The sequence below is a fragment of the Empedobacter sp. UBA5036 genome (assembly GCF_002415215.1).
In the GTDB taxonomy this organism is placed as follows: Bacteria; Bacteroidota; Bacteroidia; order Flavobacteriales; family Weeksellaceae; genus Empedobacter; species Empedobacter falsenii_B.
In genome coordinates this window covers 71,426-85,232 of the sequence record NZ_DICC01000060.1, presented here as the reverse complement: position 1 = coordinate 85,232, position 13,807 = coordinate 71,426, and the positions used below count along the sequence as shown (strand labels likewise).

14 protein-coding genes and 1 tRNA gene are annotated in these 13,807 nt (G+C 30.9%); 5 read left to right on the top strand and 10 right to left on the bottom strand.

Going from position 1 to position 13,807, the window contains the following annotated elements:
• Positions 1–2,099, top strand: a 2,099-nt coding sequence (locus B4J88_RS11645; protein WP_291067702.1) for a M48 family metalloprotease, incomplete at its 5' end; no start/stop codon positions are given.
• Between the two features lie 22 nt (positions 2,100–2,121).
• Here B4J88_RS11645 and pdxH read toward each other — a convergent pair.
• Positions 2,122–2,769, bottom strand: coding sequence for a pyridoxamine 5'-phosphate oxidase (gene pdxH / locus B4J88_RS11640; protein WP_291067701.1), 648 nt, complete (start codon positions 2,767–2,769; stop codon positions 2,122–2,124).
• 75 nt (positions 2,770–2,844) lie between these two features.
• Here pdxH and B4J88_RS11635 point away from each other — a divergent pair, with 75 nt between their 5' ends.
• Positions 2,845–3,396, top strand: a complete 552-nt coding sequence (locus B4J88_RS11635; RefSeq protein WP_038330535.1) for a YqgE/AlgH family protein — start codon at positions 2,845–2,847, stop codon at positions 3,394–3,396.
• 4 nt (positions 3,397–3,400) lie between these two features.
• Here the strand turns inward: B4J88_RS11635 and B4J88_RS11630 are convergent, their stop codons facing one another.
• Together B4J88_RS11630 and B4J88_RS11625 are read right to left on the bottom strand one after the other, a co-directional pair.
• On the bottom strand, positions 3,401–4,210 hold the full coding sequence (locus tag B4J88_RS11630) for an aminotransferase class IV (RefSeq protein ID WP_291067700.1): 810 nt from the start codon (positions 4,208–4,210) through the stop codon (positions 3,401–3,403).
• Positions 4,211–4,221: 11 nt separating this feature from the next.
• Positions 4,222–4,605, bottom strand: coding sequence for an START-like domain-containing protein (locus tag B4J88_RS11625; RefSeq protein WP_038330532.1), 384 nt, complete (start codon positions 4,603–4,605; stop codon positions 4,222–4,224).
• Between the two features lie 115 nt (positions 4,606–4,720).
• Here B4J88_RS11625 and B4J88_RS11620 point away from each other — a divergent pair.
• Positions 4,721–4,794, top strand: a tRNA-Met gene (locus tag B4J88_RS11620).
• Between the two features lie 60 nt (positions 4,795–4,854).
• On the opposite strand, the gene B4J88_RS11615 is transcribed toward B4J88_RS11620, so the two are convergent.
• Entirely contained in the window at positions 4,855–5,724 is an 870-nt protein-coding gene (locus B4J88_RS11615; RefSeq protein WP_291067699.1) for a DUF6515 family protein, read from the bottom strand.
• A 231-nt stretch (positions 5,725–5,955) separates the two neighbouring features.
• Here B4J88_RS11615 and B4J88_RS11610 point away from each other — a divergent pair, with 231 nt between their 5' ends.
• A complete protein-coding gene (locus tag B4J88_RS11610; protein WP_291067698.1) occupies positions 5,956–7,005 on the top strand; it encodes a nucleoid-associated protein in 1,050 nt (349 codons plus the stop codon).
• Between the two features lie 36 nt (positions 7,006–7,041).
• On the opposite strand, the gene B4J88_RS11605 is transcribed toward B4J88_RS11610, so the two are convergent.
• The 5 genes from B4J88_RS11605 to B4J88_RS11585 form a co-directional block, all read right to left on the bottom strand.
• Entirely contained in the window at positions 7,042–7,500 is a 459-nt protein-coding gene (locus B4J88_RS11605; RefSeq protein WP_038330524.1) for a GNAT family N-acetyltransferase, read from the bottom strand.
• A 52-nt stretch (positions 7,501–7,552) separates the two neighbouring features.
• Positions 7,553–8,071: a hypothetical protein gene (locus B4J88_RS11600; RefSeq protein WP_038330521.1), complete on the bottom strand. Its 519-nt coding sequence runs from the start codon at positions 8,069–8,071 to the stop codon at positions 7,553–7,555.
• Positions 8,068–8,496: a hypothetical protein gene (locus B4J88_RS11595; RefSeq protein ID WP_038330520.1), complete on the bottom strand. Its 429-nt coding sequence runs from the start codon at positions 8,494–8,496 to the stop codon at positions 8,068–8,070. The genes B4J88_RS11600 and B4J88_RS11595 overlap by 4 nt, the downstream gene beginning before the upstream one ends.
• A gap of 10 nt (positions 8,497–8,506) precedes the next feature.
• Complete coding sequence (locus B4J88_RS11590) at positions 8,507–9,676, bottom strand: sigma-54-dependent transcriptional regulator (protein ID WP_038330518.1); 1,170 nt, start codon at positions 9,674–9,676, stop codon at positions 8,507–8,509.
• A gap of 98 nt (positions 9,677–9,774) precedes the next feature.
• Positions 9,775–11,415 (bottom strand): AMP-binding protein, encoded by a 1,641-nt coding sequence (locus tag B4J88_RS11585; protein ID WP_038330517.1) that lies wholly within the window; start codon positions 11,413–11,415, stop codon positions 9,775–9,777.
• Positions 11,416–11,633: 218 nt separating this feature from the next.
• On the opposite strand from B4J88_RS11585, the gene B4J88_RS11580 reads away from it, so the two are divergent.
• Positions 11,634–12,131, top strand: a complete 498-nt coding sequence (locus tag B4J88_RS11580; protein ID WP_291067697.1) for a DinB family protein — start codon at positions 11,634–11,636, stop codon at positions 12,129–12,131.
• A 30-nt stretch (positions 12,132–12,161) separates the two neighbouring features.
• Here B4J88_RS11580 and B4J88_RS11575 read toward each other — a convergent pair whose 3' ends face one another.
• On the bottom strand, positions 12,162–13,691 hold the full coding sequence (locus B4J88_RS11575; RefSeq protein WP_115000408.1) for a SulP family inorganic anion transporter: 1,530 nt from the start codon (positions 13,689–13,691) through the stop codon (positions 12,162–12,164).
• Positions 13,692–13,807: the final 116 nt, after the last annotated feature.

Genomic DNA, 13,807 nt, shown 5'->3' with positions numbered 1-13,807 from the left:
CGCTATTTCAGGACGGGACAACTTTAATTAACACTATGAATTCTTTTAAAATAAACGTTTCCGAAACGTACAAAAAGGCGCAAAAAAAATCGGCAGTATGGATTGCTCTTTTCTTGATTACTCTCTTCTTTTCTACAATTTTGAGCATCATCATTTTCATAATTTGTGTTTGTGGAGGAATCGCTATCGTCATTGCTAAACCAATGTGGATTACCATTTTTTTAGGTTTGGGACTGTTGGCTTTAGGAGGTTTAATCGTTTACTATAATATTAAATTTATTCTAAATATTTTCAAAAAAACAGCTACAAATGGAATTGAAATTTTTGAAACGGATCAACCAGAATTATTCAAATTAATAAAAGCAACCGCAGATAAAGTTGGCACAAAACATCCCAAAAAAGTATTTATTATTGATGATGTAAATGCATATGTTTCCTATTCGAACAATTTGCAAAGTTTAGTTTTTCCAACAAGAAAAAACTTATCCATTGGCGTTGGTTTGCTTCATGGTATTTCTCAAAATGAGTTAAAAGGAATTATTGCGCACGAATTTGGGCATTTTTCTCAAAAATCAATGACAATTGGTAGCCATGTTGGAAATGCGACCAAAATTATGGAAGATATTTTATACAGTAATCAAACCTTAAAATTTGATGTTGATAATTTAGGCCAAATTAATGGAATTGTTGGTTTTATTTCAATGGGCGCTGTTGCTTACAATAAAATGATTGAATCTATTTTGAAAATAATTCACAAAAAATTAGAATTCAATTATCTAAAATTAAGTCGAGAAATGGAATTTCATGCTGATCAAATTGCAACAAATGTTGTGGGAATTGAGACGATGAGCAAACCATTATTGAGAATAGAATTGTATCAATTTGTTTACCAAGAATTAGCTAATTTTTATACAAATTTACAAGATGATAAAAAGTTTTCGACTAATATTTATCAAAACATGAATCAATTAGTTGACTTTTATATCGATGATTACGAACTTTTTTTAGAAAATAATTTAGCTATTGTTGGAATTAATGAATTTAATCAAAATCATTCTTTACTACAATTTGAAGATTTATGGTCGACACATCCAGAAATGGACAAACGTTTGGCAAATATAGCGTCTACAAATCATCATTCTGAAATAGATAAATCTCCAAAAGCAATTACATTACTTCAAAAAAATAATGAATTTGAAGAAGAATTTACATTCAATTTTTTCTTTCAATTAAATTTATACCGTGTTAATGAAATAAATAATTCAGAATTTATTGAAACGTTTAAAACCATTTATAATAAATACAATTACCCTAAAGTTTACAATCATTTTTTTACAAATTATGATTTACCTTTTGATCGAATTAAAGAAGTTGATTTAACGAATAAACAACAAAATATTCCTTCGAATGAATTGTTTTCGGATGAAAATATTTTAGTTGCAAAACAATATTTAGCTTTACAAATTGATTTACTTCAATTAGATTTTTTTACTGGTCAAAAAAAGCCGCAACCATTCAAATACAACAATGTTGTTTACAATAAAAAACAAGATGTACTGAAAGTTAAAGAAGAATTAGAGCAAATAAATAAGGAAAAAGAAGCTGAGTTCTCAGAATATTTAGACAATATCAAAATATTTTTCAAATCTAATTTAGATGAACAAAAAACTATTTTGTTAGAAGATTGCATCAAAGTTGAAGCAGATTTATCAGCAAATATTCAATTGGTAAATGAAATTAGAACTCATATTAATTTTGCAACAAAACCCATTCATGAAAAGCTAAGAATCGAAGCTTTAACAGTTTTGAATAATCAAATAGAGCAACTTAAAAATGTAACAAAAGATATTCTACAAAGTGAAATCGCAAAGGAAAAAATAACTATTCGAGAAATTGAAAATGCACAATATTTTATAGATGAAGATTGGATTTTCTTTTTTGACTCTACAGGTTATAACAACAATGCTTTTGAAAATTTAATCGAAAATTTATACTTTGTAGATCAAGTTTCAAATAACTTATTGTTTCAAAAAAAAGCTGCTTTCCTAAAAGAATACGAACCATTATTAGACTATACATCAAAAACAAAAGCCTCTTAATTAGAGGCTTTTGTTTTATATCTTAAGGTGCTAAACGCTCTTTTTTCCAATCAAAATCGTCTTGTAAAACATAACGAACTCTATCGTGTAAACGACTTGGACGTCCTTGCCAAAACTCTATCTCAGTTGGACGAATCAAGAAACCTCCCCAATGTGCTGGACGAGGAATTTCTTTTCCTTCGTATTTTTTTTCTAATTCCAATTCCTCTGTCGCTAAATCTTCGTGCTCATCAATCACAGAACTTTGAGCTGAAATCCAAGCCCCTAACTGGCTACTTCTTGGACGCGTTTCGAAATATCCATCCGAATTATTATCCGATGTTTTTTCTGCTACACCTTTTATAATAATCTGTCTTTCAAGAAATGGCCAAAAAAATGACAAACAAACATGCGGATTCTCTAACAAAGCTTTTCCTTTCTGACTATTGTAATTCGTATAAAAAATAAAACCTTCGTCCGTATATCTTTTCAATAAAACAACACGCGTTCTCGGAAATCCATCTTCACCAATCGTCGCAACAGACATCGCATTTGCTTCATCTACTCCATCCGATTCTTCAGCTTGCAAAAACCAATCACGAAATTGTTCAATCGGATTTTCTCTTAACGAATCAAAATTCATCGACTGTTTTTCGTAAACCTTTCTTTTATAACTTAAATCTTGTTTCATTAATGATTATTTTATATTTTTAAACCGCTAATCATATCTTTCGTTAAGATTTTACTCAATAAAACCGAAACAAAAATGTCTATCAAAAGTATAAAAAAAGGAGCTATTTTGGTCGCAAAACCAACATTAAGTAACGATATTTTTCAGCGAAGTGTTATTTTGATTACAGAACACTTAGAATCTGGAAGTATTGGTTTTATTCTTAATCATTCTTCTCATATTCCGATTAGTATTTTTGTGTCTGAAATAGAGTCTGCTTCTATTGTTTTTGAAGGTGGACCAGTTGATAAAGAAAATATCTATTATATTCACAAACGCCCTGATTTAATTAGAAATAGTGAAAAAATTGCTGACAATTTATATTGGTCAGGTGTGTATGAAGATGTGCGCGATGCAGTAAATCAGAATTTGATTACTCAAGAAGAAATCAAATTTTTTATTGGATATTGTGGTTGGGCGCCAAAACAAATCAAAGATGAATTAAATGATAATTCGTGGGCAGTAACGGATTTGGATTTTGATATTTTTGAGCGTTGGGATGCTGATTTGTGGAAGAAATTGATGAAACAGCTTGGAGGTGAAAACTTAATTTGGCTAAACACCCCCGCTGATCCTTCTATGAATTAATCGATTATAAATACTTAAAAATCGATTTTGTTTTATCTAAAGTGTATTCTTTTTTACGATTTTTGGTAATTGGTAAAATTCCAATTCCATCAATCAAAATGAAAACTTCTTCTGCCTTCTGAATTTCAAATGGAAAAATTTCGACTTCTTCTACTTTAAATTCTTCGGCTTTATTAATTTTTGTAATGAAATTATTTCTCAAAACACTAGTAATAACACCTTCTTCTTTTTTCGGTGTACGAATCGTTTCTCCATTCACCACAAAAATATTTCCTCGTAAAGAACGTGCCATTTTTTTGTTTGCATTTAGCAAAATAATATCAGCATAATCATTCTCTAAACGATAGATTTCTGCAATATTTTCTTCTGGACGATACGTATTCACAAGTGAGTAAAATGCAGTATTGATTGCATAATCTTTGTACACATCAATCTCGTTTTCAGCTTGTAAAAACTCCCAATCATTTTCACTATTTTCGATAGAAATCAAATAATTGATGGATGCTTTTAGATAATCTTCCTCATCATTTCTGAAAGCAAAAAATTCTACTTTCCCTGACTTCGATTGATTTGCTTCTGCTAATAAATTGATTTGTTCTTGAAAAAATTCTGGTGTAAAATCCAACGGAATATTCATGCGGTAAATACGCATAGAAGCCATTAAATTGAAATAATGATCTTCCCAATCAATAATTTCACCATTTACAAATCGCAAAATTTCTATTACAGCATCACCATTACGAAAAGCTCTGTTCTGAATTCCTATTTCTGCATTTGCTTTTTCGACGATAACGCCACCTAAGTTAATTTTCAAAATAATAGATTTTAAACAGATCCTAAGATTTTTTTAAGATCTTCAATTTGACTTTCCCACAATTGTTTTGATTCTTCTACTTCGTCTTCATCAGCAAAATCTGTAATAACTAATGATACATCGTTCGTTAAATCGTCTTCTACAATTGTTAATTCGAAGAAATATTTTGTATCTTCATCATATTCCCATTGAAAGCGCACGTATCCATCTTGCTTAGATTTCATCAAAAATGCAGATTCTTCGTGTCCATCCCAAATAAAAGTATATTTTTCTCCACGAGAATTTACGTTATCTGCAAACCATTCTGATAAACCAGAAGGGTTTGAAATATAGTTATATAGCAAAGACGGTGAAGACTTGATTGAAAATTCTACTTGATATTTCTTTTTTGGCATAATTCTATTTTATTGAAGTCGCAAGATATAAAATGAATTGTATCTACCAAAGAAAATCAAAATAAGTTTTGTTATAAAATCAAAAAAAAATTACCTTTGCAAAAATTAAAATTTAGGCGAGGTAGCTCAGATGGTTAGAGCGCAGGATTCATAACCCTGAGGTCGGCAGTTCGATTCTGCTCTTCGCTACAAATGAAAAGCCCAAACAGATAATCTGTTTGGGCTTTTACTTAACTACTAAAACCTATACTAATCTAAATAACCTACTACTTGATAAGCTCTTGTTCCTCTGTTGTAAATTTTTTGGTACAAAACACCTCCAAATTCATACAGATATTCGCCTCCATAATCTACTCTTTCATATCCTGCTGGTAATGCATATACAATAGCACCGAGTGGAGCTTGAACTACTTCATAATAATTTCTATTAGGGCTGTAATAAACTCCTTCGTAGAAATAATATGGATTTCTATTACCAATATTAATTGTTACATAACCTACTGGTAAAATATTAATTCTAAATCCTACATAAGGCATATATCTCACATATCCACTGTTGTAAGGACGATAGTAAATACCGTTATTTCCGTAGAAATTATAACTTTTGTACGAATACTTGTAATAGTTTCTTACATTCACATTAGAAACTGGTCGATTTCCTCTGTTGTATGAACTCGAATTTAGACGAACTGGATTGTTGTAGAAATCTCTGTTTTTTAAACTCTCAGATCTGTTGCCTTGATTTCCTTGGCTATTTTCTCTGTTATTTCTACTATTATTCCAATCTTTATTAGAACTTGGTCTACTACTTACAATCGCTGTATTGTTTCTATCTATACGTGTACTCGTTTCACGTTCTGTTCTATTTGTAGAGTTTTTCCAAGATTCATTCGTAGAATTTCCGCGATCTATTCTTTCTGTTCTATTTCCTTGAATACGACTAGTTCTATTTTCTGTTCTAGCCATTTCAGAGCGTCCATTCCCTTGACTTCTTGAAGTCGCTTCTCTTGAAGAAGAACTTCTCTCACCACCTCTTTGACCTCTATCTTGAGCATTTACACCAACAGCTAACATGGCTGTAAAAGCTATTCCTAAAAGTGTAAATCTAATTTTTTTCATCATCCAACTTTTTAATAAATTAAGACATCTCTCTAAATACTATTTCCGTGCCATAATTATAAATTTTAACCATACAAAATCAATAAATCATCAAAATAATTTATAAGTGATTAATATTCAATGAATTGTATTAACAATTTTGTTTGACAATTTTGTTAAATATTTTTATTCTTGACATCGTTTGTATTGATTTCTGAATTGATTACTTTTGTTTTTAAGAAATTATATAAAATGATTGACGTTAAAAATGCTTACATCGCCTTTATTAGTTTACAAAAAGTTGGACATAAAGTTCGGGAAGAAGCTAACATTTTTGCCGATAAAACACTAGAATATGACGAATCTAAGGAAGAACAATTGGTTCCTTTCTTATTAAGTCCTTTCAAAAAAACACTCGAAATTAATCATTTCACACATTATACAGAAAAGTTAGAATTTAATGTTTTGTATAATCAATGCAAGCAAATGTTTGATGAAGAAACTGATTTTATCGATTTTTCGCAAGAAGTTTTAAGTCATTTATACGAAAAATCATTGCATCCACAGATCAAAAGTGGTGAAGTTTTTATTGCTCTTTTCGAGAATATGATGTTCGACGGTATTCCTTGTCGTGGAATTGGAATTTATAAATTAGAGAATAAGAAAAAATTCTTGCGTTTCGACGAATCGCGTGGTTTAGATTTTAACATTTGGAAAGGTTATAAGTTAGAAGGAATCGACAAAGCTTGTCTTATTCTTGATGCTTATCGCGAAGAAGGTTTCCGCGTCTACTCTATCGATGATAAAAATGTGGAGTCAGAATATTGGAAGAAAAATTTCTTGGAAATTGATTTGATTAAAGATAACAATTACCATACTAAGAAATATATGGAGTTGATTACAGATTTCTCGAATGATTTTCTTTTGGATAAAACGGATAAAAAACAACAAGCAGAATTTATCTCAAATTCGATAAATGTATTGAATTCAAATGAAGTTGTAACAAATGAAATTTTTGAAGATCAAGTTTTGAAACCTTTCGAAATTATTGACGAATTCAAGGAATATAAGAAAGATTATAGCGAAAATAATCGTGTTGAATTTGTAGAAGCTTTCGAAGTTTCAGTTCCAACTTTGATGAAAGAATCAAAGAAAATCAAAAGTGAAATTAAATTAGATACGAAGATTAACATCAAATTAGATTTGACAAATCCTGATGCAGCTGAAGAATATTTGGAGCGTGGTTTTGACGAAGAAAAGAAAATGTATTATTATAAAGTCTATTTCAATTCTGAACAATAAATTAAAGGCTCCTATTTTGGAGCTTTTTTTTTGATATTAATTCAATTTCAAAATACATTGATGATTCAAAATCTCAAAACCATTTTTCAGCCAAAAACCTTTTGCAAATTGATTTTCAGCTGTAAATTCTAATTCAATATATGCTTGATCGTTCAAGAAATTTATCGCTTCTTTAACCAATTTAGAAGCGATGTTTTGATTGCGATAATTTGCATCAACATACAACGAATCTATTCTTCCTTTTGATTTAATCACAAAATATTTCGGACGAAGATGTTTCGAACAAATAATATATCCCGTCAACTGATTTTCTATTTCGGCTACAAATATTTTTATATTCTGTTGATGTAAAATTCCCTTGAAAAAATCATCAATATCATGTTTGTAGGTCAAATCTATTTGATACAATGCATTAAACTCTTGATGATGTTGTAACAATTTTATCATCATTCTTTTCAGTTCAGGAATATCATTTTCTACGGCAATTCTTATCATATCTAAAAATAAAAAAATCCAGTTAAAAAACTCTAACTGGATTTACTAAAAACTATTGTTTATCTAGTTTTATTTTGTCTTGACCTTGTTGCAATTGATACAACTCTATAATATCCTCAATTGGATAATTAAACCAATCAACTTGTTTTTTGATTTTCGAATTTTGATCTAAATACAAATATGTCGTGAATTTCATCGCTGGAAACTTCATTCCATTATAGGTATAAGGCGAAAATTCTCCGTTTGCAATAATCATCGAATCGTTAGAAAATAATTCATTTACTTTCAATAATTTATTATTTTCATATTGCATCGTTTGATCACTCCAACGAATAATATCATTCAATAAATAACGCGGATCTACCGTAGAACCTCCCGAATATTGTGCTACATTTTCATATACCAAACTATCATTGTAAAAAGACAACATTTTCTTGTAATCTTTTCGAGATGAATAATTTTCGAAAAAACGTTTTCCTAATTCATCATTTTTACTGGCTGAAGAAGAATTACAACTTACTAAAAAAGTAATTGCAATAAGACTTAAAATCCATGTAAATTTTATTTTCATTTGTCTGAAATTCTTGTTAAATAATTTTCACCATTATCATCAGCCATTCCATCTTCATTGAGAATCATAATCTCCGAATTGTCCGACCAACGTAAAAATTGAAAAGGTAATTTTTTCTTTTTTGAATCAATCTCCATCAACGATCCATCATCTTTTTTGAATAATTCTCCGTTATAAGATTGACCTTTGTATTCAGCAGTAAATTTATCATCTGCTAATTTCAAAACAATTTTATCCCCAAAATATTTTCCTTCAAAAACACCCTTATAAACAAGCGTTTCATTTGTAAAAACAGAATTTTTTTCTAAAGACAATACATCTTCATGCGATAAGCTATCTGAACTTTTATCCACTTCTACATTGTCCTTTTTACAAGAAAATAAAAAGAGTTGACTGATAAATAGCAAAAAGAAAATCTTTTTCATCTGAGATGAATTATTTTTTCACGAATTGTTCAACATCTTTTCTCGAAATTGGATCATCACCCAAAATCAATAAACGTTCAACAACATTTCTTAACTCACGAATATTTCCTGACCAATCTAATTCTTTCAAAGCATCATACGCTGAATTATCAAAAGATTTTTGACTTGTTGTATCAGTAATAAAATGTTCAACCAAAGCAGGAATATCATCCTTACGATCATTAAGTGCTGGAACATTAATAATAATTACCGCTAAACGATGGTATAAATCCTCGCGAAAACGACCTTCCTCAATCTCTTTTCGTAAGTCTTTATTTGTTGCAGCAATTACACGAACATTTACATTAATCTCTTTCTCAGAACCAACTGGCGAAACTTTTCCTTCTTGTAGCGCACGCAAAACTTTTGCTTGAGCAGAAAGACTCATATCCCCTATTTCATCTAAGAAAATTGTTCCTTCATTTGCTAATTCAAACTTACCTTGTTTGTCTTTCACAGCTCCGGTAAACGACCCTTTCACGTGACCAAATAATTCACTTTCAATTAATTCCGCTGGAATTGCAGCACAATTTACTTCAACTAAAGGTTTTACATTACGATTACTTTTTTCGTGTAAATGATGTGCAACCAACTCTTTTCCTGTTCCATTTGGACCAAGAATCAATACACGAGCATCTGTAGCAGCCACTTTATCTATAATTTGTTTCACTTCTGCAATTGCAGGAGCATCACCAATCATTTCATATTTTTTAGCAACTTTTTTCTTTAATGCTTTGTTTTCTTTCTTCAATTCTTTGTTCGAAGATAGCAACGATTTACGGTCTAAAGCATTACGAACAGTCGTCAATAATTTATTAAGATCTGGTGGTTTTGAGATAAAATCGTACGCACCTTTTTTGATCGCATCTACAGCCAAATCAACATCTCCGTGCCCCGTTATCATCACCATTGTTAAATCAGGATTGTATTCCATCGCTTCCGATAAAACTTCCATCCCATCTTTCAACGGCATTTTTATATCACTTATAATTAAGTCGTATTCTTTTTCTTTTATTTTTTCAAGCCCTATAGCTCCGTTTTCAGCTTCATCCACATTCCATTTTGGATTTTCGTCCATTAAAATGCTTTTCAAAACGTTGCGAATTGCCTGTTCATCTTCGATTAATAAGATATTTGACATCGTTTAGATCGTTTATTTTTGTAAAATTAAAATAGACTCAAAGATAATTGAAATTATTATTTTTGAGTCTACTTTTGATATAGATTTTAATACTTTTTTTAAGATGTTTTCACTTTTCGTGCATTTTCTAAACCTAATTCTTTTATAGAAACTTCTCTCATTTCTATTTTTCGAATTTTCCCTGAGATAGTCATAGGGAATTCTTGTACAAACTTCCAATATTTAGGACGTTTGAAATGAGCAATGGATAAACAATAAGCCTTCAATTCGTCTTCTGTTACACTAATACCATCTTTCACTTTCACCCAAGCCATTACTTCTTCTCCATATTTGATACTTGGAACGCCAATAATTTGAACATCAGAAATTGATTCATGTTCGTACAAAAAATCTTCAATCTCTTTTGGTGAAATATTTTCTCCTCCTCTGATAATAATATCTTTAATTCGTCCAGTAATATTAATATAACCATCAACATCCATAGTCGCTAAATCACCAGTATGCAACCAATTATTTTCGTCAATAACTTGCGCAGTTGCTTCCGGATTGTTCCAATATTTTTGCATGACGGAATAACCTCTTGTACAAAATTCACCAGCAATTCCACGAGGTAAAATATCTCCTGTTTGCGGATCAATAATCTTAATTTCTAAATGATCTTGAACTGTTCCAACCGTCGAAACTTGCTTTTCTAAAGGTGTTCCGATAATAGTTTGTGTAGAAACTGGCGAAGTTTCTGTCATCCCATAACAAATCGAAACTTCTTTCATATTCATTTTAGCTTGCACTTTCTTCATAATTTCAATCGGACAAGGCGAACCAGCCATTACACCAGTTCTCAAAGATGTTAAATCGAAACGATCAAAATTTGGTAATTCTAATTCCGCAATAAACATCGTCGGAACTCCATAAAGTGATGTACACTTTTCCATTTCGACTGCATTTAAAGTCTTTGCAGGATCAAAACTATCCGAAGGAATTACCATACAAGCGCCATGCGAAGTACACGCCATATTACCAATTACCATTCCGAAACAATGATAAAATGGAACAGGAATACAAACACGATCACGATGCGTATAATTTAATCGAACACCAATAAAAAAACCATTGTTCAATAAATTATGATGCGTTAAAGTTACTCCTTTTGGAAAGCCTGTTGTTCCAGATGTATATTGAATATTTACAGCATCATCAAACTGAACAGATTGCTCTATTTGATGCACTTCTGAAGTCGAAATTTCTTCTCCTTTAATCAAAAAATCATCCCAATTTTCTTCAAAAATAATGATATGTTTTAGTAATTTCGCATTCTCTTTTACATTATTCAACATCACTTTATACTCACTTGTTTTGAAGCTTAAAGAAGCAAAAACTGCAGAAATTTCAGCTTGATTTAATACAAATTCGAGTTCATTTTCACGATAAGCAGGATTCAAATTAACCAAAATCATTCCCACACGGGCCGTTGCATATTGTAACAACGTCCATTCCGCACGATTTGGCGCCCAAATACCTACGCGATCTCCTTTTTGCAAACCAATTGCAATCAATGATTTTGCTATTTGTTCGGTTTGTGAATAAAACTCTGTGTACGTCGCTCTATAATTTTGATCAACGCAAACCAAAGCCTCTTGCTGCGGATATTTTGCAACTGTATTTCGTAAATTTTCGCCAATCGTTTCTCCTAAAAGAGGATATTGTGATGCCCCACTTGAGTATGATAAGTTAGAAATCATGTGCTTATATTCTATGTTTTTAAAATTACTTTCCAACTCAAACTTAGCAACGATTTTCAGGAAAATAAATTTATCAGATACTAGATTCTAAATTTCTAAAAGAATCGTATTTTTTTATTAAAATCGGAAATAAATTCAAAAAAATGAAGGTTTATTTTTAACAAATACTTAAAATAACTCCATCAAATTATCCTTAAATTGTAAAAAATTACTGAAAAATGAATACAATAAACGACGACAATTATAATTATACTTCTATTTACGATGGAATAGAAGTTGTAGATGCTTTACAGACACGTATTGCTGATATCAAGAAAACATTAATAATTGTAACAGAATTAGATAAATGGGATTATGCGTACGCAGATGGAAAATGGACTATCAAAGAAATGATACAACATTGTATAGATTGTGAACGTATTTTTTCTTATCGTGCGCAACATATTGCGAGAGAAGATTCTCAAACATTAAATTTCTTCGATGAAAATGCCTATGTATTGACTTCAAATGCAAATGAAAGAAAGCCTGAAGAATTGATAAAAGAATGGACAAATTTGATGAAAGCAACTTACTTTCAGTTTGAATCTTTTAATGATCAAACTTTAAACAAAATAGGAAAAGTTGGTAATCGAGAGTATTCTGTTGAGAAAATCGGTTATGTAATGGCTGGTCATTCCATCCATCATATGAATGTAATTAATGAACGATATTTATAAAAAAAGTCAGCTTCTAAAAAGCTGACTTTTTTATTTCGGCATCACATTATAAGTTGGATCTTCTTCGATATTTACCTCAATAACGCTTTTTGCATTTTCTAATAATCGAATAGAATCTTTACTCAAATGTCGCAAAATTACAATTTTATCTTGTTGTGCATATTTAGATGTAATAATATGTAAAGATTCAATTGCACTCATATCAACTATTCTACTCTCTTTCAAATCTATAACAATTATTCTTGGATCAGAATTAATTTCAAATTTCTCTAAAAAAGTAGAAGTCGAACCAAAGAAAAGTGGTCCATAAATCTCATATATTTTTCGTCCATTTTCATCAACAAATTTACGTGCTCGAATACGTTTAGCATTATCCCAAGCAAAAACCAAAGCCGAAACGATAACACCTACAAAAACAGCCAAAGCAAGGTTATGTAACACAATCGTGATAATCGCCACCAAAATACTTACAAACACATCCGATTTTGGCATTTTTGTTATTAATTTAAAAAATCCCCATTTAAAAGTCGAAATCGCAACCATCATCATTACACCAACAAGTGCTGCCATTGGAATTTTCTCAATCACTGGAGCACCAATTAGAATAATAATCAAGATTGTAATTGCACCAATTGCTGGTCCTAATCTCGAACGAGAACCTGCATCTAAATTAACAAATGTCTGAGCAATCATTGCACAACCTCCCATTCCACCGAAAAAACCATTTGTAATATTTGCAGCACCTTGCGCCAAACATTCTTTATTCGACGAACCTTTCGTTTCAGTCACCTCATCCACCAAAGTAAGCGTTAGCAAAGTTTCAATTAACCCAACCGAACCCATAATAATCGAATAAGGCAAAATAATTTTCAAGGTTTCTAACGTAAACGGAACACTCGGAATATGAAAACTTGGCAGTTCTCCTTTGATACTCGCAATATCACCAACAGTCTTTGTATCAATATGAAATCCGATTACCAATAGAAAAGTCACAAGAATTGCAACCAAAGAAGCTGGAATAATTTTCGTTAATTTCGGAAAGAAATAAACTATCAGAACTGTAATTAGCGTCAATCCAGCCATCGTATAAAAAGGTGTACCACTCAACCAACTCGTTATTCCATTCGTAGTTGATTTGAATTGTTCTATTTGTGACATAAAAATAACAACCGCCAAACCATTTAGAAAGCCATACATAACAGGTTGAGGAATTAAACGAACAAATCTTCCTAATTTGAAAACACCAACTACTATCTGGAAAACTCCTGCTAAAGCAACCGCAGCAAAAATATATTGCTCACCATACGTAGCATTCAACGCGATTAAAGTGATAACGGTAGCACCTGCTCCACCCGCAACCATCGCTGGTCTTCCTCCAAAAACCGCCGTTACAATTCCCATGATAAATGCACCATATAAACCTATTAAAGGTGATAAACCAGCTAAAATTGCAAACGAAAGCGATTCAGGAATCATTGTCATAGCAACAGTTAAGCCGGCTAATATTTCGTTTTTATAATTTATTTTTTGATTGAATTTTAAATATTCAGCAATCGACATCAGAAGTTTTATTTCATGCAAAAGTAACAATTACTACGCATCTAAAATTAGTAAAAAGCTAGATTAAATATCAAATTACATACTAATCATTGAAGTAATTTTATAATTGTTAAATA